The 21,502-nt window shown below is 68.2% G+C and carries 21 protein-coding genes; 12 read left to right on the forward strand and 9 right to left on the reverse strand.

Going from position 1 to position 21,502, the window contains the following annotated elements:
• Window positions 1–114 precede the first annotated feature (114 nt).
• Complete coding sequence (locus tag GXY47_06930) at window positions 115–486, forward strand: lactoylglutathione lyase (GenBank protein ID NLV30876.1); 372 nt, start codon at window positions 115–117, stop codon at window positions 484–486.
• A 48-nt stretch (window positions 487–534) separates the two neighbouring features.
• Window positions 535–1,092, forward strand: coding sequence for an NAD(P)H-dependent oxidoreductase (locus GXY47_06935; protein ID NLV30877.1), 558 nt, complete (start codon window positions 535–537; stop codon window positions 1,090–1,092).
• Window positions 1,093–1,108: 16 nt separating this feature from the next.
• Here GXY47_06935 and alr read toward each other — a convergent pair whose 3' ends face one another.
• A complete protein-coding gene (alr, locus tag GXY47_06940; GenBank protein NLV30878.1) occupies window positions 1,109–2,251 on the reverse strand; it encodes an alanine racemase in 1,143 nt (380 codons plus the stop codon).
• A gap of 120 nt (window positions 2,252–2,371) precedes the next feature.
• On the opposite strand from alr, the gene GXY47_06945 reads away from it, so the two are divergent.
• A complete protein-coding gene (locus tag GXY47_06945; GenBank protein ID NLV30879.1) occupies window positions 2,372–4,777 on the forward strand; it encodes a beta-glucosidase in 2,406 nt (801 codons plus the stop codon).
• 1 nt (window position 4,778) lies between these two features.
• Here the strand turns inward: GXY47_06945 and GXY47_06950 are convergent, their stop codons facing one another.
• The 4 genes from GXY47_06950 to GXY47_06965 are packed head-to-tail and all read right to left on the reverse strand — an operon-like array spanning window position 4,779 to window position 9,026.
• Complete coding sequence (locus GXY47_06950; GenBank protein ID NLV30880.1) at window positions 4,779–5,720, reverse strand: ABC transporter ATP-binding protein; 942 nt, start codon at window positions 5,718–5,720, stop codon at window positions 4,779–4,781.
• The gene (locus GXY47_06955; GenBank protein NLV30881.1) at window positions 5,717–6,460 is read right to left on the reverse strand and encodes an ABC transporter ATP-binding protein; all 744 of its coding nucleotides are present in this window, start codon (window positions 6,458–6,460) and stop codon (window positions 5,717–5,719) included. The genes GXY47_06950 and GXY47_06955 overlap by 4 nt, the downstream gene beginning before the upstream one ends.
• Window positions 6,461–6,463: 3 nt before the next feature.
• On the reverse strand, window positions 6,464–7,636 hold the full coding sequence (locus GXY47_06960) for an HlyD family efflux transporter periplasmic adaptor subunit (GenBank protein ID NLV30882.1): 1,173 nt from the start codon (window positions 7,634–7,636) through the stop codon (window positions 6,464–6,466).
• A 43-nt stretch (window positions 7,637–7,679) separates the two neighbouring features.
• Window positions 7,680–9,026, reverse strand: coding sequence for a TolC family protein (locus tag GXY47_06965; protein ID NLV30883.1), 1,347 nt, complete (start codon window positions 9,024–9,026; stop codon window positions 7,680–7,682).
• 132 nt (window positions 9,027–9,158) lie between these two features.
• Between GXY47_06965 and thiD the strand changes: the two genes are divergently transcribed.
• Genes thiD through dgt form a run of 3 tightly spaced genes read left to right on the forward strand, consistent with a single transcriptional unit; the run spans window position 9,159 to window position 12,192 of the window.
• Window positions 9,159–9,947, forward strand: coding sequence for a bifunctional hydroxymethylpyrimidine kinase/phosphomethylpyrimidine kinase (gene thiD, locus GXY47_06970; protein ID NLV30884.1), 789 nt, complete (start codon window positions 9,159–9,161; stop codon window positions 9,945–9,947).
• A 40-nt stretch (window positions 9,948–9,987) separates the two neighbouring features.
• Complete coding sequence (locus GXY47_06975) at window positions 9,988–10,818, forward strand: LOG family protein (GenBank protein ID NLV30885.1); 831 nt, start codon at window positions 9,988–9,990, stop codon at window positions 10,816–10,818.
• A 33-nt stretch (window positions 10,819–10,851) separates the two neighbouring features.
• Window positions 10,852–12,192, forward strand: coding sequence for a dNTP triphosphohydrolase (dgt, locus tag GXY47_06980; protein ID NLV30886.1), 1,341 nt, complete (start codon window positions 10,852–10,854; stop codon window positions 12,190–12,192).
• Here the strand turns inward: dgt and GXY47_06985 are convergent.
• Complete coding sequence (locus GXY47_06985) at window positions 12,185–12,934, reverse strand: hypothetical protein (GenBank protein NLV30887.1); 750 nt, start codon at window positions 12,932–12,934, stop codon at window positions 12,185–12,187. The genes dgt and GXY47_06985 overlap by 8 nt on opposite strands.
• Before the next feature lie 234 nt (window positions 12,935–13,168).
• Between GXY47_06985 and GXY47_06990 the strand changes: the two genes are divergently transcribed.
• On the forward strand, window positions 13,169–14,602 hold the full coding sequence (locus GXY47_06990; GenBank protein NLV30888.1) for a proline--tRNA ligase: 1,434 nt from the start codon (window positions 13,169–13,171) through the stop codon (window positions 14,600–14,602).
• Window positions 14,603–14,608: 6 nt separating this feature from the next.
• Here the strand turns inward: GXY47_06990 and GXY47_06995 are convergent, their stop codons facing one another.
• Entirely contained in the window at window positions 14,609–15,292 is a 684-nt protein-coding gene (locus GXY47_06995; GenBank protein NLV30889.1) for an MBL fold metallo-hydrolase, read from the reverse strand.
• An 82-nt stretch (window positions 15,293–15,374) separates the two neighbouring features.
• Between GXY47_06995 and GXY47_07000 the strand changes: the two genes are divergently transcribed.
• The 3 genes from GXY47_07000 to hemE are packed head-to-tail and all read left to right on the forward strand — an operon-like array spanning window position 15,375 to window position 18,524.
• Window positions 15,375–16,214, forward strand: coding sequence for a hypothetical protein (locus GXY47_07000; GenBank protein ID NLV30890.1), 840 nt, complete (start codon window positions 15,375–15,377; stop codon window positions 16,212–16,214).
• A gap of 25 nt (window positions 16,215–16,239) precedes the next feature.
• Window positions 16,240–17,424 carry a hypothetical protein gene (locus GXY47_07005; protein ID NLV30891.1) on the forward strand — a complete coding sequence of 395 codons (1,185 nt, stop codon included), beginning with the start codon at window positions 16,240–16,242 and terminating at the stop codon, window positions 17,422–17,424.
• 35 nt (window positions 17,425–17,459) lie between these two features.
• Entirely contained in the window at window positions 17,460–18,524 is a 1,065-nt protein-coding gene (hemE, locus tag GXY47_07010) for a uroporphyrinogen decarboxylase (protein NLV30892.1), read from the forward strand.
• Here the strand turns inward: hemE and GXY47_07015 are convergent.
• A complete protein-coding gene (locus GXY47_07015; protein ID NLV30893.1) occupies window positions 18,493–18,765 on the reverse strand; it encodes a hypothetical protein in 273 nt (90 codons plus the stop codon). The two genes, hemE and GXY47_07015, sit on opposite strands and share 32 nt — an antisense overlap.
• Window positions 18,766–18,875: 110 nt before the next feature.
• Between GXY47_07015 and GXY47_07020 the strand changes: the two genes are divergently transcribed.
• Window positions 18,876–19,622 carry a hypothetical protein gene (locus GXY47_07020; protein NLV30894.1) on the forward strand — a complete coding sequence of 249 codons (747 nt, stop codon included), beginning with the start codon at window positions 18,876–18,878 and terminating at the stop codon, window positions 19,620–19,622.
• A 9-nt stretch (window positions 19,623–19,631) separates the two neighbouring features.
• Here the strand turns inward: GXY47_07020 and GXY47_07025 are convergent, their stop codons facing one another.
• Window positions 19,632–20,513, reverse strand: a complete 882-nt coding sequence (locus tag GXY47_07025) for an alpha/beta hydrolase (GenBank protein ID NLV30895.1) — start codon at window positions 20,511–20,513, stop codon at window positions 19,632–19,634.
• A 219-nt stretch (window positions 20,514–20,732) separates the two neighbouring features.
• Here GXY47_07025 and GXY47_07030 point away from each other — a divergent pair.
• A partial coding sequence (locus GXY47_07030) for a hypothetical protein (GenBank protein NLV30896.1) occupies window positions 20,733–21,502 on the forward strand: 770 nt, incomplete at its 3' end.

Raw genomic sequence — 21,502 nt, forward strand, 5'->3', positions numbered from 1 at the left:
CTTACTATCGGGCCGCGGGCGCGTCAACCGCCATCGGGCGGCGCGCCCCTTTTGCCGGGGGAACCGATGGCGGGCCGCCCGTGCTTTCGGGTATAATCGCCCCGGGAGGAATGGATGAAATTTACGCTGAATCACAACAACTTCAACGTCCTGGACCTCGAGAAGAGCCTCCAATTTTACACGGAGGCCCTGGGGTTGGTCGAAACGAGGCGGTACGAACCCGAGGACAAAAGCTTCAAGCTGGTATTCCTCGGAGACGGCGAGACGCCGCACCGGATCGAGTTGACATGGCTCCGGGACCGCACCGAGCCGTATGACCTGGGGGACAACGAATTCCATCTCGCCCTGAAGACGGACGACTACGCCGCCGCCTTCGCCCGCCACAAGGAGATGGGGTGCGTGTGCTACGAAAACCCCGGGATGGGCATTTACTTCATCGAAGACCCGGACGGCTACTGGATCGAGATCATCCCGGAGCGCGGCTAGGCGAAGACATTACCACGAAGGCGGCGCAGACGCCGCAGGGGAGGAACCATGGGCCGCGACCCGTACCGTATCGCCGTCATCGTCGGGAGCCTGCGCCGGGAATCGATCAACCGCCGGCTGTCGGAGGCGCTGATCCGGCTGGCGCCTCCGGACCTGGCCCTGCAGCGGGTCGGGATCGGCGACCTGCCGCTCTACAACCAGGACGACGACGAGCGGCAGGCGGCCCCGGTGCTGCGGTTCAAGGGGGAGATCGAGGCCTCCGAGGGCCTGATCTTCGTCACCCCCGAGTACAACCGGTCGATCCCCGGCGTCCTCAAGAACGCCATCGACCACGGGTCCCGCCCCTACGGCAAGAGCGTGTGGGGCGGCCGGCCCGCGGGCGTCATCGGGGCCACCTTCGGCATGATCGGCACGGCGGCGGCCCAGCAGCATCTGCGCAACATCCTCGCGTGCCTGAACGTGCGGACCATGGGTCAGCCAGAAGCCTTCATCCGGATCACCGACGGCTTCTTCGACCCGGAAGGGAACGCGGGCTCCGAAAGCAGGGAGTTCCTGCAGAAATGGATGAAGCGGTTCGCGGCCTGGGTGAGGCTGCACGCCGACTGAGGCGGCCGGGCGGCCTTCAGTCCACGTACACCCGCGGCACCCGGGTGTTGATATTGGTCAGGATCTCGTAGGGGATCGTCCCCGCCCAGCGGGCCAGGTCTTCGGCCGTGATCCGCTCCCCCCCCGACTCCCCCAGGAGCACCACCTCGTCGCCGTTGTAGGCGGAGCCCCGCCCGATGTGGACCATCATCTGGTCCATGCAGATGGTGCCGACTTGGACGTGGCGCTCTCCCCGGATAAGGACTTCGGCCCGGTTGGACATGCTCCGGAAGTATCCGTCGCCGTACCCGACCGGGACGGTCACCACGCGCGCCGCCTGTTCGGGCCGCCACGTGGACCCGTAACTGACGCCGTGGCCCGGCTGGACGACCTTGAAATAGACTACGCGCGATTTCCACGCGAGCGCCGGTTCCACCGCGATCGTGCGCTCGACCTCGGGAGAGGGGTAGACCCCGTAGAGCAGGATTCCGGGGCGCACCATGTCCAGGCGGCTCTCGGGGAGGCGCAGCACCGCCGCGGAATTGGCGATGTGGCGCACCGGCATGGGAAGGCTGCGGCGCTCGTAGAAGCGGAGCACCTCCTGGAACCGCTGCAGCTGCCGCCGCGCGTCGGCCGGGTCCGGGGCGTCGGAGTTGGCGAAGTGGGAGAAGATCCCCTCCACCTGCACGTGCGCGCACCGGAGCGCCGCCTCCTGCAGCCGCCCGGCGCTGTAGTGGTGGACGCCGATGCGCTCCATGCCGGTGTCGATTTTCAGGTGCACCTTCGCCGCGAGCCCCATCGCCCCGGCCACCGCGTCGATCTGCTCGAGGCGCTCCACCGACGACGCCGTCAGGGTGAGGTCGTGCCGGAGGTAGCTCCCGATCTGGTCCCCCCAGACCCCGCCAAGGACGAGGATGGGGGCCGTCACCCCCAGCCGGCGCAGCAGGATCCCCTCCTCGAGCACCGCGACGCCGACGCAGTCGGTCCTGGGGGAGAGCGCCCGCGCCACCGCCGCCAACCCGTGCCCGTAGGCGTTGGCCTTCACCACCAGCATGATTTTCGCCGGGGCGACCGCTTTGCGGATGGCTTCGAGGTTGCGCCCGAGGCGGCCGAGGTGCACCTCTGCCCAGGTCGCTCGGACCCCGCCCTCCTCGGCTATGACGCTGTCGTGGATCTGCATGGGGCGTATTCTAGCCCAAATCGGCTCCGCCGGGTACCGGGAACCCGCCGGCTGAGGGCCCGAATCTGCTTTACTCCCGGTCGGATGCCGTTTTAAAGTCGCTGCCAGGGAGGGAGTGCCATGAACAAGAGGGCGTATGCCGCGCTGATCATCGTCTTTCTGGGGGGATTCCCGGCGCTGTCGGGGTGCAGGGGGGGCAAGACTCCCCGGCTGGGGAAAGACCCTGTCGCGCGCGTCGTCGCCGCCATGACGCTCGATGAGAAGGCCTGGTTCGTGACCGGCACCGGCATGGAGTTGCCCGGGATGCCGGGTGAAGCGGAGGCGGTGGCGGCCGCGGGGGCTCCGGTGGTGGGGGAGACCCGGAACCTGGTGCCGGGCGCCGCCGGCACCACCTATGAAATCCCCCGGCTCGGTATCCCGGCGATGGTGATGGCCGACGGCCCCGCGGGAGTGCGCATCAGCCCCACCCGGGAAGGGGACCCCGCCACCTATTACTGCACCGCCTTCCCCGTCGCCACCCTCCTGGCGTCCACGTGGGACCCGGACCTCGTCCGCAGGGTGGGGGAAGCCATGGGAGAGGAGGCGCTGGAATACGGGGTCGATATCCTGCTGGCGCCCGGGATGAACCTTCACCGCAACCCGCTCTGCGGAAGAAATTTCGAATACTATTCCGAGGATCCGCTGGTGACCGGGACCATGGCCGCGGCCATGGTCGGGGGGGTGCAGTCCCGGGGGGTGGGGACCGCGGTCAAGCATTTCGCCGCCAACAACGCCGAGACCAACCGCAACGCGCTGGACACGGTGGTCGGCCGGAGGGCGCTCAGGGAACTCTACCTCGAGGGATTCCGCGTCGCGATTCAGGAGGCGAAGCCCTGGACCGTCATGTCTTCCTATAACCTGATCAACGGCGTGCATGCCTCGGAAAGCCACGACCTGCTGACGAGGGTGCTGCGCGACGACTGGGGATTCGGCGGCTTCGTCATGACCGACTGGTTCGGCGGTGTCGACGCGGCCGCCCAGCTGCGGGCGGGGAACGACCTGCTCATGCCGGGGAAGGCCGATCAGGGTGCGGCCGTCATCCGGGCGGTGAGCGAGAAACGGCTCGAGGAGAGCGTGCTCGACCGGAATATCGAACGGATCCTTAAGGTCCTCCTGGAAAGCCCGCGGCTGAAGGGGTACCGGTACTCCAACCGTCCCGATCTGAAGGCCCATGCCGCGGTGGCGCGGCAGGCTGCGGCCGAGGGGATGGTGCTGCTCGAGAACCGCCGGTCGACCCTGCCGCTTCCGTCGCGGTCCAAGACCATTGCCGCTTTCGGAAACACCTCCTATGCCATCATCACCGGGGGGACGGGAAGCGGGGATGTGAACGAAGCCTACAGCGTTTCCCTGACCGGGGGCCTCGAGGGGGCCGGGTTCAGGGTCGAGCCGCATCTCGGGGACGCCTACGAGGCCTATCTCCTGCGGGAGCGCGAGCGGCGGCCCCCCGCCAAGCCGTTCTCCCTCCCCGACCCGATCGCCGAGATGGGGGTTTCTCCCGCCCTGGCGGCCAGAATGGCCCGATCTTCGGATGCGGCCCTGATCACCATCGGCCGCAACTCGGGCGAGGGGGGGGACCGCAAGGTGGAGGCCGATTTCAACCTCACCCAGGGGGAGAAGGAGCTGATCCGGCGGGTGGCCGAGGCTTTTCATGCCAGGGGGAAGCGGGTGATCGTGGTGCTCAATGTCGGTGGTGTCATCGAAACCGCCAGCTGGCGCCATCTGCCCGATGCCATCCTGCTCGCCTGGCAGGGGGGGCAGGAAACGGGGAATTCGATCGCCGATATCCTCGGCGGCAGGGTGAATCCCTCCGGGCGGCTCGCGTCCACCTTCCCGGTGAAATACGAGGACGTCCCCTCGGCCGACCACTTTCCCGGGGAGGTGGTGGAGAAGACGCCGTCCCGCCCCGGGGAGGATCCTGGCGACATGGCAGGACCCTTCCGGCGCCCGCGGGCCAGCCGGGTCGAATACCGGGAAGGGATCTACGTCGGGTATCGGTATTACGGGACCTTCGGCGTCGAGCCCGCGTACCCGTTCGGGCACGGTCTTTCCTATACGACGTTCGAGTACGGTGCCCTTGCGCTCGGCGCGCCCGAATTTTCGGGATCGATGAGGGTGACGGTCAGGGTGAGAAACGCCGGCGGGGTCGCGGGCAGGGAGGTCGTGCAGCTTTACCTGAGCGCGCCCGCGCGCCGGCTCGACAAGCCGGCGCTGGAGCTCAAGGGCTTCGCGAAGACGCGGCTCCTGGAGCCGGGCGAGTCCGAGACCCTGGAGTTCCTCCTCACGCCGCGATCGATCGCCTCCTTCGACCCCGCCCGTTCGAGCTGGGTCGCGGAGGAGGGGGCCTACACCGTGAAGGTCGGGGCCTCCGCGCGCGACATCCGCCTGGTCGCGGGTTTCGGGCTGGAGCGGGAAATAGTGGTGCGAGGGGAGAGCGACGCGCTCCCCCCCCGGGCCCCGATCGAGGAGAGGAAGCCGCCGGCGCGATAGGCTAGGCCGGCTGCCGGTCTTCGGCCTCGATCAGGGCGACGAAGACGTCCTCGAGGGAGGGCTGGATCTTCTCGAGCCGGCGGATCCCGATGCCGCGCTCGCCGAGGCGCGCGCGGATGACGGCGGCGCCCGATTCGAAGTCGTCGACCCCCACGTGCAGCCCCCCGCCGAAGACCGCGACCTCCCGTATCCCCGGGAGCTTTTCCAGCGCCCGCATGGTGTCGAGCGGCGCCGACGTGTCCAGCTGCACGAGGGTGTGGGTGGCGAGGTCCGCCCGCAGCCGGCCCGGCGCGCCCAGCGCGATGATGCGGCCGCGGTACATCAGCGCCAGGCGGTGGCAGTACTCCGCCTCGTCCATGTAGTGGGTGCTGACGAAGATGGTGTGGCCGGTCCCGGCCATTTCACGGATCAGGTCCCAGAAGGCCGCGCGCGCGATCGGGTCCACCCCGGAGGTGGGTTCGTCCAGGAAAAGGATCGGCGGGTCGTGCAGAATGGCGCAGCCGAGCGCCAGCCGCTGTTTCCACCCCCCCGAGAGGGTGCGCGTCAGCGCCGTGCGCCTCTCCGAGAGGCCGGCCATTTCGAGCACGTACCGTTTCCGCTCCTCGCGCATGCCGCGCGCGACGCCGTACATGCCGGTGTAGAAATCGATGTTCTGCTCGACGGTCAGGTCGTCGTACAGGGAGAACTTCTGCGACATGTAGCCGATGTTCCGCCGCACCTCCTCCGGGTCGGCGGCCACGTCGACGCCCCCCACCCGGGCCCTTCCCGCGGTGGGGGTCAGCAGGCCGCACAGCATCCGGATCGTGGTGGACTTCCCCGCGCCGTTCGGCCCCAGGAAGCCGAAGATCTCCCCCCGGCCCACCCGCAGGGTGACGCCGTCCACGGCCGTGAAGGAGCCGAATGTCTTCACCAGCCCGTCGGTTTCCACCGCGTGGTCGTTCATGATCCTCCCGCGGTTTCGGCCGCGCGCACCGTCCGGATGAAGACCGCCTCGAGGTTCTCCGCTCCCGCGGCGCGCTTGAGCGCCTCGGGCGCGTCGCAGCGGATCAGGGAGCCGCGGTGCATCAGCCCCACGCGGTTGCAGCGTTCGGCTTCGTCGAGGTAGGCCGTCGTCATCAGGATGGTGATCCCGTCCTTGAGCAGCTGGTAGAGGATGGTCCAGAAATCCCTGCGTGACACCGGGTCCACGCCGTTGGTGGGTTCGTCCAGAAACAGGATCTCGGGCCGGTGGAGGAGCGTGCACATGAGCGCGAGCTTCTGTTTCATTCCCCCCGAGAGCTGGCCCGCACGGCGGTCCCGGAACGGCTCCATGCGCGTCATGGCGAGCAGGCGCCGGGAAAGGTCGGAGCGCTCCGCTCCCGTGACCCCGAAGAGGTCGGCGTAGAAACTCATGTTTTCGCGGACGGAGAGGTCCGCGTAGAGCCCGAAGCGCTGAGCCATGTACCCGATCCTGTCCTTCACGGCCTGCGGCTCGCGCGCGACGTCGAACCCGGCGACCTCGGCGCTCCCCCCGGTGGGGTCCATGAGGCCGCAGAGCATGCGCAGCGTCGTCGTCTTTCCGGCCCCGTCCGGGCCGACCAGGCCGAAGATCTCCCCGCGCGCCACCTCGAGGTCCAGGCCGTCGACCGCGACCAGCTCCCCGAAGCGGCGGGTCAGGCCCCGCGTCCGGATGATGGGATCCATGGCTTACTCCAGTTCCAGGACGGCGTCCGCGGGCATGTTCGACTTCAACTCCTGGTCCGGGTTCGCCAGATCGATCTTGATCCGGTAGACCAGCTTCACGCGCTCCTCCGGGGTCTGGATCTGCTTGGGGGTGAACTCCGCCTCGGAGGAGATGAAGCTCACCCGCCCCTCGTACTTTTTATCCGGATAGGAGTCGGTGGTGACGACGGCGCGGGTCCCGAGCTTGACCCTGCCCAGGTCGGTCTGGTTGATGTAGGCGCGCAGCCACGGGTGCTCGATGTCCCCGATCGAAAGGACCGGCGTCCCGGCGGCGAGGACCTCCCCCGGCTCGGCCGATTTCACCAGGACCACCCCGTCGACCGGGGAGACCGCGGCCGCATCGGCGATCTGGGTGTTGACGAGTGCGAGGTTCGCCCCGGCTCGGGCGATTTCGGCCCGGCGCAGGGGGAGCTCCTGCTCCCGCTTCCGGATCTCCAGGCGGTTGTTTTCGGCCGCCCGGACGGCGGCACGCGCCCGCTCCACCTGTGCGGCGGCGGCTTCGATCTGCTCCTTGCGCGGCCCGGCCAGCGCCAGGGCCCGCCGCTGCCGGGCCTGGGTGAGAGCGGCCTCCGCCCCCTCCCACCGGCTGCGGTACTGGTCGTACTGCGCGGTGGAGATGTCGTCGTCCTTGTAGAGCTTCTCCGCGCGCTCCCAGTCGCGCCGCGCCCGGTCGAATTCGGCCTCGGCGGAGGCCACGGCGGCTTCGGCCTCCCTGATTTCCTCCGGGCGGGATCCGTTTTCGAGTTCCTGGAGCCGGGCCTCGAAGGCCGCCAGGTCGGCCCGGCGCTCGACGAGGTTCGCGGCGAAGCTCTCTGTCTGCCAGGCGAGGGCCGTTTCCGCCTGGGCCAGCTGGGCTTTGGCCAGGGCCAGGGCGGCGGTTTCCCGCTCCCGCTGCGCCTCGAGCTGGTCCTGGTCGAGGCGGGCGACGACCATTCCCTTCTGGACCACGTCCCCTTCGTCCACGTTCCGCTCCAGCAGCCGGCCCGAGGTCTTGAAGGCGATCTGGACTTCGGTCAGCTCGATGTTCCCGGAGACCTCGATCCGGTTCGGGGCCTCGTCGCCCGTCCGGGTGAGCAGATAGACGGCGGCGCCGGCGGCGGCCAGCGCGACGATGATGACGGGGATTCGTTTTTTCATTTCGGGTTCTCCGGTGCAATCGCTGCCCGCGGCCGCGGTGCGGCTACGGCAGCCGCTGCCTCACCCTGCCCATCGCCTGTTCCAGGTCGATGCGCGCGAGGTTGTAATTATACAGTGCCTGGATCTGGTTGTCCCGGGCCCGTTCGAGCCGTGTCTGCGCATCGGTCACCTCGAGCCCGAAAGACACGCCGGCCGCGTAACGCCGCCGGGCCTGCGCCAGCTCGTTTTCCGCCAGGCGCAGCCCCTCGCCGGAGACCTCGATCTGCTCCCGGGCCGAATGGAGCGCGTCGAGCGCCAGCCGGACGTCCAGCTCGATCTGCTTTTCGAGGTCCTCGGTCCGCGCCTTCTCGGCGCGGTGCAGCGAGGCGGATTCGGCCCGCCGGGCGTCCATGCGCCCGCCGTCGAAGATGGGGAGCCGGAGGGAGATGCCGTACGCGCGGGTCGGCAGCGCGTCGTCGAAGCCCCCGCCGATGGTGCCGTAGTCGCCGAAAAAGGAGAGCGAGGGGAGGCGTTCCATTTTGACGGCGCTCGAGGCCAGCCGGGCGCTTCGCTCGCGCTCCCGCTGCGCCGCGAGATCCGGCCGTCCGGCCAGCGCCAGGGCGGCGGCGCTCTCGAGCGTGGCCGGGTCCGCGGGGACGTATCCCAGGCGGTCGGTCAGTTCGAGCGCGACCTCGAGTTCGAGGTTCATGGCGCGCAGCAGTTCCATATGGGCGCGGCGCCGCGCGGTCTGGGCTACCAGCAGCCGCTGCCGGTCGTTGGCCAGCTGCACGCGGGCGCGGGTGATTTCGATGCCGGTGGAGGTACCCGCGGCTTTCTGGTTTTCGGCCAGGTCCAGCACCCCCTCGGAAAGGGTGACGTTGGCGCCGGCCGCCTCCAGGTCCGCATCGGCCCGGATGGCCGAGAGATAGGCGCGGGCGACGCGCGCGGCGACCTCCTCCTCGGCGCTTTCCATCTCCTTGCGCGCCGCCGAAACGGCGGCCCGCGAGGACTGGAACCGGCGGATGGAGCCGAAATCGAAGAGGGTCTGGGAGCCGGAAAGCCGGGCGTCCATGACGTTGTAAGGACCCACGAGGGCCGGGAAGGAGAAGGCGGAGCCCTCGATGACGGGGATGTGGAACCTCAGCCCGTTCGCCCGGAGGTTGACGGTCTGGTCGCGGTAATTGAGCGACGAGGAGACCTGGGGCAGCAGTTCGGCGCGGGCCTGGGCCGAACGGGCGCCCGCCTGGCGGAGCCCTTCCCGGGCCAGCCGGACCCGTACGTTGCCTTCCGGGGCCAGGGCGATGTCGACCGCCCGGCGGAGACTCAGGGGAAGCGCCTGCCCCCCGGTTCCCTCCTGGGCGGCGCCTGCGGCCGGCAGGAGCGCGGCCAGCAGAATCCATAGTGCTTTCATGATTTCACCTCGGTATGGTTCATGATGCCGGATTGGGACTCCCATGCTGCAAATGATTAAAGCACAGGGAGGGGGGGATCCGGAAAAATTTCCAAAGGAATTCCTCCCCCGGGGCTGCTAGACTGGTAAGCCATGAAAATTCCCGTCGCCCTCACCGTCGCCGGCTCCGACCCCTCGGGGGGGGCCGGGATCCAGGCCGATCTGAAGACCTTTCACCAGCGGGGGGTTTACGGGACGGCGGTCCTGACCCTCCTGACGGTCCAGAACACGAAGAGCGTCGACTCCGTGGAGGTCCTGTCCCCCTCCCTGGTCGGCGCGCAGATCGGGGCGGTGCTCGAGGACATCCCCCCGGCGGCGGCCAAGACGGGGGCGCTGGGGGACTCCGCGATCGTCGAGCTCGTCGCCGAAAGGGCGAAGGCATTCGACTTCCCCCTGGTCGTGGACCCGGTGATGATCAGCAAGCACGGGACCCCGCTGATGACCGCGGAGGCGCGCCGGGCGCTGGCTTCGCTCCTGCTCCCGCGGGCGTTCCTGGTGACGCCCAACCTCAGCGAGGCGGGGGAACTGGCGGGCATGCCGATCGACGATCTCGCTTCCATGAAGGAGGGGGCCCTGAGGATCGCCTCCCTCGGGGTGGCGGCCGTCCTGGTCAAGGGGGGGCACCTGGAGGGGGACGCCGTGGACCTGCTCCTTCACCGGGGGGAGGTCACCCTCTACCGGGAGCACCGGATTCCGACCCGGAACACCCACGGGACGGGGTGCACCTTTTCGGCCTGCATCACCGCGGAGCTCGCCAAGGGGCGCCCGCTGGCAGAGGCCGTGGGCACGGCCAAGAAGTACATCACCCTCGCCATCGAAACCGCTCCCGGCCTGGGCGGAGGCGCGGGGCCGGTGAACCATCATGCGCGGATCGAACCGTGACCCGGTCCGTGGAAAACCAACGACCGCAGGAGACAGACGAATGACCGACACGCCCAAACGACCGCTTAAAGCCTATCGCAACCCCCGGTTCCTCCACGGCAACGACGCCCGCGTGGTCCGGATGATCAGCGAATATCTCGAGCCGGCCAGCCGGCTGGGCCGGCATCACATCCAGGACACGATCGTTTTTTTCGGCTCCGCCCGTATCCTGCCGCTGGAGGAAAGCCGGAAGCGGCTGGACGACGTGCGCCGGCGCGCGGATTCCGTGTCGGGCCCGGACACCCCCTCCCCGGAGGAGGTCGCCCGCGCGGAAACGGCGGTGCGGCTGTCGCGCTACTACGAGGACGCCGCGACCCTGGCGGGACTGATCGTCGACTGGGCGAAGACGCTCGACGGCGGCATGAAGCGCCTGCTGGTCTGCTCCGGGGGCGGCCCGGGGATCATGGAGGCGGCCAACCGCGGGGCCAAAAGCGCCGGGGGGCAGTCGATCGGGTTTTCGATCAGCCTGCCGATGGAGCAGTCGGTCAACGACTATATTCCCGAGGAGCTGGCCTTCGAGTTCCACTACTTCTTCATGCGCAAGTTCTGGTTCGTGTACCTGGCGAAAGCCATGGTCATTTTCCCCGGCGGCTTCGGCACCCTGGACGAGGCGTTCGAGGTGCTCACCCTGGTCCAGACCGGAAAGGCCGGAAAGAGGATGCCGGTCGTGGTGTACGGGTCCGAATACTGGAAGGAGATCCTGAACATCGAGGCCATGGCCCGCTGGGGGACGATTTCGCCCGATGACCTCGGTCTCATCCGTTTCTGCGACGATCCCCGTGAGGCCTTCGAATACCTGAAGGGCGAACTCACCAGGCTCTATCGTCTCTAGCCCGGGCATCCGCCCCCCGGGAGGGCCACCGATATGGAAGAATTTCTGCTCGAGCGCCGACACCCTGAGGAAGCCCCCTCCTTGCGGGACCATCGCCATGCCACCGAGCGCGACCGGGACCGGATCCTGCACAGCTCCGCCTTCCGAAGGCTGCAGGGGAAAACGCAGGTGTTCGGGATCGGGCAGGCCGATTTCTACCGCACGCGCCTGACCCACAGCATCGAGGCCTCGCAGATCTCGCGGGCGATCGCCCACAACCTGCTGGTGGAGCAGCCGCAGCTCGGGCCGTGCCTGACCCCGGAGCTGGCCGAGGCGGTCGCGCTCGCGCACGACCTGGGGCATCCCCCCTTCGGGCATGCGGGGGAGCAGGCGCTGGACGCCTGCATGCGGGAGGTCAGCCGGGGGGCGAAACTGAGCGGGAGGCATTTCCTGCGCTTCGAGGGGAACGCCCAGACCTTCCACATCCTGGTGGCCGCCGAACCGAAATCCCCCGCCTACGCCGGGTTGAACCTGACCCGGGCGACCCTGTCCGGGGTCATGAAGTACCCCTACGAGCAGGACATCGGCAACGACAAGTTCATCTTCGCCTCCGATCTCCCGGCCGCCCGGTGGGCCCTCCGGCGGGGGGGCGGGGTTCTCAGGGCCCCCCGCCGGGGGCCGGGGCCGCGCCCCCGGACCTCCTTCGCCTGCCAGGTCATGGACTGGGCCGACGATTGCGCCTATTCGGTGCACGATGTGGAGGACGCGCTGCAGGCGCAGTTCCTCCACCCGGGGGACCTGGAACAGCCGCGGTTCATCCGCCGCGTCCTGGCGCACTACGAGGAGACCCGGCGGCAGGAGGCGGTCCCGAAACTGGCGCTCGCGGAGGTGAAGGAGCGTCTCTCGGACCTGAAGCGAAGGATCCTGCCGTCGGACGCGGGGGACGAGCGCGCCGAGCGCAAATCGGCCATGCGCAACATTCTGAACGACCTGATCACCTCGGTGTCGGTCGAGCCGTGCCCGGACAGCCGGCGCGCCGATTTCGCCTGGAAGCTCCGGGTTCCGGCCGAGGCCCGCATCCTGTCGGTCCTCTGCAAAGCCGTCATCTGGGAGGCGGTGATCACCGACCCCCGCGTGGCCGCCGTCAGCACGAAGGGGAGGGAAATCCTGCGCGACCTCTTCCACCTGCTCTTCGAGGAGGTCGTGGAGAAAAGGAGCGTGGCGCTCTTCCCGCGCTATTACCGTCCGATCCTGGAGGAGATCGCCGACGGGGATCCCGGGGCGGCGGCGCGCGAGGTCTGCAACTTCCTCGCCCTTCTGACCGACATGGACGCGCTCAGGCTGCACGCCCTCCTGCGCGGGTCCAAGGGTTCCTCGGTCTTCGATTTCATCTGACTTCCGGTTCGGGAGTTGCGGGCGGCGCGGGACGGCGCCCGAAGGCGCAGCGCCAGAGGGTGGCGGCCCACCAGGCGGCGGCTTCCTCCCAGCCGAGGGGCGATGTTTCCACCCGCACCAGCCCCCGCTTCACGGCCGAGACGATGGAGGAAACCTCCGGTTCGGCGTAGATCCAGGTGAAGGTGCGGTCGAGCTGCCAGAGGTAATGAACGTCCCCGAACCCCACCAGCGGCTTGTGCGCCCCGCGGGCGAATGCGGCCGCGCGGCGGTTGAAATCGAGCCCCCTGACCCGGAAGCCCGAATACTCCACGGCGTCGAAGGCGTCGGCGTTCGACGCGAGACGCTCCCGGAGGCTCATGGGGCCGGGGTAGAAGGGGTGCGGGGCGATGACGAGGGTGTCCCTGCCGGAGCGGGCGCGGATCTTGGCCAGGGTGTCGAGCTCTTCCGGTGCGGCGCGGAAATTATAGGCCAGCACGTGGCGTCCGTCGTCGTCGGCGACCTCCATGCCGGGGACCAGGACGATGCCCCGGCTCCGGGCGTACTCCGCCAGGCCGGGCGTCCAGATATCCAGGTTGTGGCAGGTGATCGCCAGCACCCGGTAGCCAAGTCCGGCCGACCGCTCGATCAGGTCTTCGGGCGAATGGGGGCAGATCCGGCAGTCCGAGGGGTCGAGGCTGCAGTGGGCGTGCAGTTCGGCCTTGAGCCAGAGTTTTCGGGAGTCCCCGCCGTCGGTCGGTTCCATGTGCGTCATTTCCGCAAAATATAGCAGTCCCGGTCCGCCCGGGCAAACGCGTTCGGGCAAACGCGTTCGGGCAAACGAGCCCGGGGTCCGCCCGTTCTCCATATCGGCCGGTTTCGGGCGCCGCGCGCGCGAATTCGGCCCGCTCAATCGTCGATTGACTTCGCCCCCCGCCTTTTATAGGCTTTTCGCTTCTGGACGTCGCTCGAAACCCTGGTGCTTGGAAAGGCGGAAGATATGGCGGAGCAGAAACTCCCCTCCCGGTCGGAAGATTTCTCGGAATGGTACAACAATCTCGTCCTGCGGGCCGAGTTGGCCGACTACGCGCCGGTCCGCGGGTGCATGATCGTGCGCCCCTACGGGTGGGCCCTGTGGGAGAACATACAGAAGGCGCTCGACGGCCGCTTCAAGGCGACGGGGCACGTGAACGCTCAGTTCCCCCTCTTCATCCCTCAGAGCTTCATCGAGAAGGAGAAGTCCCACGTGGAGGGATTCTCCCCGGAACTGGCGGTGGTGACGCACGGGGGGGGAGAAAAGCTGGAGGAGCCGCTGGTGGTCCGGCCGACCTCGGAGACCATCATCGGGCACTCCTACGCCCGGTGGATCCAGTCCTACCGGGACCTGCCGCTGCTGATCAACCAGTGGAACAACGTGGTGCGCTGGGAACTGCGGACCAAGCTGTTTCTGCGCACCCTCGAGTTCTTCTGGCAGGAGGGGCACACGGCCCACGCCACCGCGGAGGAAGCCGAGGCCGAGACGCTGCAGATGATCGACATCTACCGGGACTTCGCCGTCAACGAGGCCGCGGTGCCGGTGATCGTCGGGCGCAAATCCGCGGGCGAGCGGTTCGCGGGCGCCAACGAGACCTACACGATCGAGGCGATGATGGGGGACGGCAAGGCGCTGCAGTCGGGCACCAGCCACAACCTGGGCCAGAACTTCGCCAAGGCGTTCGATATCCGGTACCTCGACCGGAACGGGGCGCTGCAGCACTGCTGGACCACCTCCTGGGGGGTGTCCACCCGCTTCATCGGCGCCATCATCATGGTGCACGGGGACGACCAGGGGCTGATCCTGCCGCCGCGCCTCGCCCCCTGGCAGGTGGTGATCGTCCCCATTTACAAGACCGACGACGAAAGGGCTTCGGTGCTGGAAGCGGCCCGCGGGGTGCGTGCGGCTCTCGGCGGTTTCCGGGTGACCCTGGATGAGCGGGAGGGCTCGAGCCCCGGCTTCAAGTTCAACGACTGGGAGATGCGGGGGGTCCCCCTCAGGATCGAAATCGGGCCGAAGGACGTGGCCAAGGGGACGGTGGTGCTCGCCCGGCGCGACCGGCCTGGCAGGGAAGGGAAATCGTTCGTCCCGCGGGAGGAGGTCGCCGCGGCGGTGGGGCGGACGCTGGACGAGATCCAGAAGGCGCTGTACGAGCGCGCGCTCGCCTTCCGCGAGGCCCGCACGGCCGATCCCGCGGACTACGCCGAATTCAGGTCCGCCGTGGAGCAGGGGTTCGCCCGTTCCTACTGGTGCGGCAGCGCCGAGTGTGAAAAGAGCATCAAGGAGGAAACGAAGGCGACGCTGCGGTGCGTCCCCCTCGATCAGCCTCCCGGGGAGGGGCGCTGCATCTACTGCGGCGCCGGCGCCCGGGAAAAGGCCTATTTCGCCAAGGCGTACTGACCCGGGCTACCTCATGTCGCGGGCGAAGCGTTCGGCCGACTCGTAGTTCATGTAGGGGTTGTTCCTCTTCTGCTCCCCCAGGGTCGAGGTCGGACTCCCCCCATAGTCGTGGCCGGGATAGAGGAGGGTGCAGTCCGGGAGGTCTCTCAGCGTGCGGCTGAGGCTGCGCCACATTTTTTTCGCGTCCCCTCCCGGGGTGTCTACGCGCCCGCAGGCGTCGACGAAGAGCGTGTCCCCCGAGAACAGGCATCCTTCCACCAGGAAGCACTGCGACCCCGGGGTGTGCCCCGGGGTGTGCAGGCACTGGACCGCGAGACTCCCCACCCGGACGATCTCCCCGTGCGACACGGTGCGGATGCCCGGCGCCCGGGCCTCCAGAAGTCCCGGGTCGATCCCGAAGGCTCCCGCCGCCCGGCGCACGTAGGCCAGCTCCTCCTCGTGGAGGACCACCTCGGCGTCGACCTCCGCCAGCAGCGGCTCCAGCGCGTTGAGGTGGTCGGGGTGCCCGTGCGTCAGGAGGACGTGCCGGATCTCGAGGTCCGCCTCCCGCGCCCGCCGGAGGATGGCCGCCGCGTCCCACGCGGGGTCCACGACCGCCGCCTCGCGCGACGACGGGCAGCCGGCCAGGTAGACGAAGTTCATCATGGGGCCGAGTTCCATCCGGTGGACGATGATGTTTTCGGGTGTCATGGCTCCTCCTCCCGACAGTATACAGGGGGCCGGGGGAGTTTTCAGGTATCCGCCCGGGGGGAAAAGCTGGTATAAAGCGGGCATGCCGGACAGGGACACCCATGGGAAACTGGTGGAGGCCTGGCTGCGTTTCCACCGGGACGAACTCTGCCAGAAGCTGGACGCGGTCTTCGTCTTCGGCGACGAGGGGGTGGAAGTCTGGTGCGTCGTCGAGAGCCGGAAGCACTACGAGCGGCTAGAGCGGCTGCTCGAGCCGCTCGAGGGGGCTTTCCGGGTGGACCTGTACCCGACCCGCCCCGCCGGGGACCGGAGGAAGATGGAGGACCCCCCTCCCAGCCTCTGCGAAAACCGCGAGCTGCGGGCGTTTCTGGATGACCCGTTTCTGCGCTTCGAGCGGTCCCTGGACGACCTCGCGATCCGCGGGTCGATTTTCCCCCCCGACGAGCTGATGAAGCGGAGGCTGCTGGCCTACGCCCGGCAGCTCCTCGGGTGGAACGAAAGGGTGCGGCGCTACGGGTCGGAGCTGCCGGCGCTGGTTGCGGTCGCGTCCGACCCGGCGCGTCCCGGGAAGCTGAGGAGGCTGGCGGCCGGCGTCTGCCGCGCCCACGCCCGGGAACTCGGGAAGGTCGTGCGCAAGATGAAGAAGGAGCTGGCCTACGCGATCCCCGATCCGGCCGGCGGCCGGGAACCACCGCCGGGGACCGATCGTGGGACCGGGGGGGGGGATCCGCGGGAGGGGGCGGAACGGGTCGCCCGGGCCGCCGCGGAGGTCTTCCGGGGGGTGAAGCGCTTCCTCTACCCGGAGCGGCACACGGTGGATGTGAACGACCTGCACCGGCCGGGACTCCTCGAGTCCGTGGAAACGCTCGAAGGGGCCGTGGAGCGCCTCGGGAAACTGATCGATGAAACCCGGCCCTCGTAAGCGACCCGGGCCGGCAGGGGAGGACATGACACTTACGCCGGAAGTGGACGCGCACCCGCTCTGGGTCGAAAACCTGCGCCGGCACGCGACCCTGGGGGAACTCCGCAGGTCCCCTTTCTTTGCCGAATGGGGCGGGCGGATCGAGCGGTTTCTGTCCACCCCCCAGGTCGTTCCCCTCCCCGGAGCGGCCCCTCGCCTCGGCTCCTTCCTCCGGGTGGCCTCCTGGAACGTGGAGAAGGGGAGACGTTTTGAAGAGGTCGCCCGCCTGCTCGAGGCGGACCCGGTCCTCCGATGGGCCGACGTGATCCTGCTCAACGAGGCGGACCGGGGGATGAACCGGTCGGGAAACCGGCATGTGGCCCGGGACCTGGCCCGTCGGCTCGGGATGCACATGGTCTTCGCCCCCGCCCATTTCGAACTGACGAAGGGGGTCGGCGAGGACCTGGATCTCCAGGGGGAAAACAGGGAGGGCCTTCAGGGGAACGCCATCCTCTCCCGCTACCCGATCGAGGAGGCCCGGACGGTGATGCTTCCCGTCTCCTTCGAGCCGTACGAGTTCCACGAAAAGCGCTTCGGCCGGCGCAACTGCGTGTGGGCTCGGCTGAGGCTCGGGAAGGGGGCCCTGTGGGCGGGAACGACCCACCTGGAACTGCGCAACACCCCCGCGTGCCGCGCCGCGGCGATACGGTGCATCCTCGAACGGCTCCCCGGCGCCGGGGATGAGGCGTATCTCCTCGGCGGAGACCTCAATACCAACACCTTCGGACGCGGGACCGCGTGGCGCACGCTCAAGGCGGCGTCACGCCTGCTCCTGCTCCCCCCGTCGCGGGTCGCGCGGCAGCTGCTCCATCCCGAATCGGGACGGGAACCCCTCTTCGCGGCGCTCCGGCGCGGAGGATTCGAGTGGGAGGGCCTCAATGCCCCCGGGGAGACCGCCCGTGCCCCCATAGGCTCGCTGGAGGAGATGCGCGTCCTCCCCCGGCCGCTCCGCAGCCTGCTCCCGGGCCGGCTGGACGCCTATGGGGGGTACCTCGGGCTCAAGCTGGACTGGCTCCTGGGGAAACACGTCCGGGGGCTTCGTGCCGGACAGGCCAGGGACCGCGCGGCGGGGGTGGAATCGGCGGACCCCGGATGCCGGGCGGCGGTGCATACGGGCCCCGACCGCCTTTCGGATCATTTGCCCGTGTACGCCGATCTCGATCTGGCATAATGGGACGACACCGCCCCGGCGGGAGAAAGGATTTTATGAGCCGAAGCGAGCGTTTCTTGCAGGCCTGCCGAGGGGAGGCCGCCGACTGCACCCCGGTCTGGTTCATGCGTCAGGCCGGCAGGTACATGAAGGCGTACCAGGAGATCCGTGCCCGATACCCGCTGATGGAGATGTTCCGCACCCCCGGGCTCGCGGCCGAGGTCACCCTGCAGCCGGTCCGCGCCTTCCCGATCGACGCCGCCATCATCTTCGCCGACATTCTCCTCCCCCTGGAGGGGATGGGGATCGGGTTCGAGTTCGTCGAAAGCCGGGGGCCCGTGATTGCCCGGCCGGTGCGGAGCGCTGCGGACATCGAGGCGCTCCGGGTGGCCGATCCCGAGGAAGACCTGGGTTACGTGCTCGAGGCCGTGCGCCAGGTGAGGGCCGAGATCGACGGGAAGGTCCCGCTCATCGGCTTTGCCGGCGCCCCGTTCACCCTGGCCGGGTATGCGATCGAGGGGGGGGGGTCCCCCAACCATCTGCTGACGAAAAGGGTGATGTACGAGCAGCCGGAGGCCTGGAACCTCCTGATGGACAAGATGGTCCGGACCCTGGTCCCCTTCCTGAAGGCGCAGGTGCGGGCGGGAGCCCAGGTGGTGCAGCTGTTCGATTCCTGGGTGGGGTGTCTCGACCCGTCAGACTACGCGCGCCACGTACTGCCTCACACCCGGAGGATCTTCCGGGAACTGCGTGCGGAGGGCATAGTGACCATCCATTTCGGGACCGGGACCGCGGGGCTGCTCCCGTTCATGGCCGAGGCGGGGGGGGACGTCCTTGGAGTGGACTGGCGGCTTCCGCTCGGGGAGGCGTGGCGGAAAGCGGGACCCGGGGTGCGCATCCAGGGGAACCTCGACCCGGCGGCGCTGCTGGCCCCCCGGGAGGTCCTCGTCCGGAAAGCGGTGGAGGTGCTCGATTCCGCCGCCGGCCGGCCCGGCCACATCTACAACCTCGGGCACGGAATCCTCCCCGGGACGCCCGAGGATTCGGTGCGGGCCCTGGCGGACCTGGTGCACGAGCGTTCCGCGGGCCTCAGTCGAACACAACCGTCTGAAGCGACGTGATTTCGATCGTCTTCCCGCAGCGCGGATTCCGGCACCGGATCTTGTCGTCGAGCCGGATGCGGTAGTCCCGGGCCTTGGCGTACCTCGCCCGGTCGCGTTCGTCCGCGCCGCGCGGGAGGGATGCCTTCTTGGTCCTCCGGCGCCACCGGATGGGGTATTCCATCGAGGTCCGGCATTTCGGGCAGTAGATCGTGGCGGTCACGGTCTCGTCCTTTTCGTTGTACAGGTCGCGTTCTTCCATGGGAACGTATTATATGCTTCAATGCTCCCGGCGGCATCAAGAACTTGCCTTGAACCGAAAATAAGGGCGCACGGCTTCGGGCCGGCGGGCTCATCAGGGAACAGGAGACTATGGGACTCATCAGCAGGCTCTTTTCAAGGGAATCCGGCCCTTCGCCGGGCCAGGTCCGGAAGGCGCTCAAGCAGGTCACCCAGATGCACGGCGAAGCGGGGACGCGCGTCGCCGCCATGGAGCGGCTGGCGTCCTGGCGCACGCCCGAGGCCGCCCGGGCTCTTCTGCGGCGGTTTACGGTCCAGACGCCGCAGGCCAGCATGGACCTGGAGGAGAAACAGTACGCGGTCAAACTGCTCGCCGGCATGGGGGAACCGGCCGTCGAGCCGATTCTCCAATACCTGAGGACGGAGCCGGACGTGACCCACCCGGTCCGGGCGCTCGAGGAAATCCTCGCGCCCCAGGAATTTCATGGCGCGCTCCTGGGAATCCTCACCGGGATGGCGGACGAATATACCCGCTGGCCCGAGGCCAAGGCCGTGCTCATCGGGCACCTTTCGGATCAGGCGTTTTCCCTGGTTGCGGATACGGTGGAGCGGTTCATCGACGACGACGATGACGACGTCTCGATCGCGGCCATCGACTACCTGGCCCGCAGCGGGGACGAAGCCGTGCGGGAAAAGCTGTTGGAAGCCTACCTGGCCGCCGAACACCGTCCCAGGGTCCGGGGGAGAATCCTGGACCACTTCTGCGAGCTGGGGTGGCCCGTCAGGGGATACCGTAAGAAGATGGAGGAGGCGGTCGAACTCCCCTACTACCTGACGGGCAAGGGGATCGTCAAGCGCCGGACCGGCCCGGAAGCCTGAAGCCGCCGGTCATTTTCCCCCGAAGAACGATTCGAGCGCCTGGTTGAACGCCTGCGGTTTCTCCAGGAACATGGCGGAGCCGGTCCCTTCGATGATTTCGAGCCCGGACCGGGGCACGCTCTTTTTGAGGTACTCCCCGAGCGCCCGGTTCTCCGGCGTGGTGACAAAGAGGCTGGGAACGGTGATGTGGCGGAGATCCTCCCTCCTGTCTCCCGTGACGAGGTCGAAATAGAGCGCGAGTGCCGCCGCCATGGGGGTTTTCAGGCTGGCCTTGGACAACTGGCCGATCACCCGCTCGCTCGGACCCGACCGGAACAGGCCGCGGACATAGCCGTCGGTGGCCTCGGTCCGGTCGTCCTGGAAACCCAGCAGCAGTTTCCGGGTCCGGTCGAGGGGGACTCCGGCGTAATCCTCCGATTCCATGAACGCGGGGCTGAAATCGACGAACACGGCCATGTCGGGATCGATGGTCTCGGGACTGGCCAGGTATTCCAGCAGGGCCGTCCCCCCCGCGCCCCAGCCCACCAGGTAGGAATGCTCGATTTTGAGCTCCTGCAGGAACGCGTGCAGGTCGGCCGCCTGCTGGCGGTAGGTGTTCCCCTGCTCGGTCTTCGTGGTCTCCCCGTGACTGCGGGGATCCAGGGCCAGCACCCTGAAGCCGCGGGCGGAGAAATAGGGGATCTGCTCCTGCCAGGCTTCGGCCGGCATCGTCCATCCCGGGATGAAAACCAGGGTGCGGTCGCCGGACCCCGCATCCAGGTAGCGTATCCTGATATCCCCCGCCTTCAGCTTCTGCTCCCTCCATGTGGCGCCGTTCCCCGCCGGGAGAAACAGCCCGCCGAGAAGCATCATCCCCGCCCAGAGAACTCCCGCCCGCCGTGGCATCTTCATCTTCCCCCTTCCTCCTCCGAAACCGCGCTGTCTTGCCATCCTCGCTCCGAAATCGGCTGTGGTCAACCGTCAATCGACGGCCTGGGTACCATTGTATGTAACAAGCCGCATCATTTTGACGTAATTACACAACGAAACCGGTCAGGATCGACCGGCTTCAGGACGCGCCTTCCCCGATGGGGGCGCCTCGATTTTTTGACAGGAGACAGGGTAAAAGTCATGCTTCGATTCCTGCTTGCCGCTCTGCTCGTGGCCGTCCCGCTGGGCGCGGGGTCGGCAAACGCCCAGGCTGTTGCGTTTAAAAACTTTGCCTCGTTCCGAAATCTCGTTCCGGGGATCGATTTTTTCGCCTCCAGCCGGAAGGCGGTGTCCCCCTACGAAAAGCCGGCGGCCGAGGCGATCGCGCGGCTGAAGGAGCTGATGGGCGAGGAACTGCCCAGGGGCGCCATCTTCATCTGCTCCAATCTGCAGCAGAAGGATTCGGTCTTCGAGCCCCGGGTTCTCCGGTCCGGCTACCGCTGGTCCATAACGGTGGTGACGCCCGAAGTCCGCATGCAGGAGATGATGGAGCGCATGAAGGCCCAGATGGGGGACGACCTCCCGGCCGAGATCAGGAACCGGATGCGGGAGCGGCCGCCGGAGATGATGGCCAATGTCGAGCAGCAGGCGGCGGCCGCCCTGGTGCAGCAGATCGCCCACGCGGTGACCCAGACCTCCATGGACGAAAACATCCAGTTCCGCTCCTCCCGGCTGGACGACATGGGCAAGAGCCCCCTGCCTGACTGGCTGGACATAGGGATCGCCTGGTACGCCGCGGGAGGCAAGGCGAATCTGGAGTTCCTGAATCAGAACATGGAGCAGACCTTTCCGATCGAGGATATCATTTCCATGTCCCGGCCCTTCGTGGCATCGTCCTTCGACCAGGGGGGCGGCATGCCCGGGACGAACGGCGGCGGCTTTCCCGGCGGCGGCATGCCCGGGATGAACGG

The sequence above is a fragment of the Acidobacteriota bacterium genome (assembly GCA_012729555.1).
Taxonomy (GTDB): domain Bacteria; phylum Acidobacteriota; class UBA6911; order UBA6911; family UBA6911; genus UBA6911.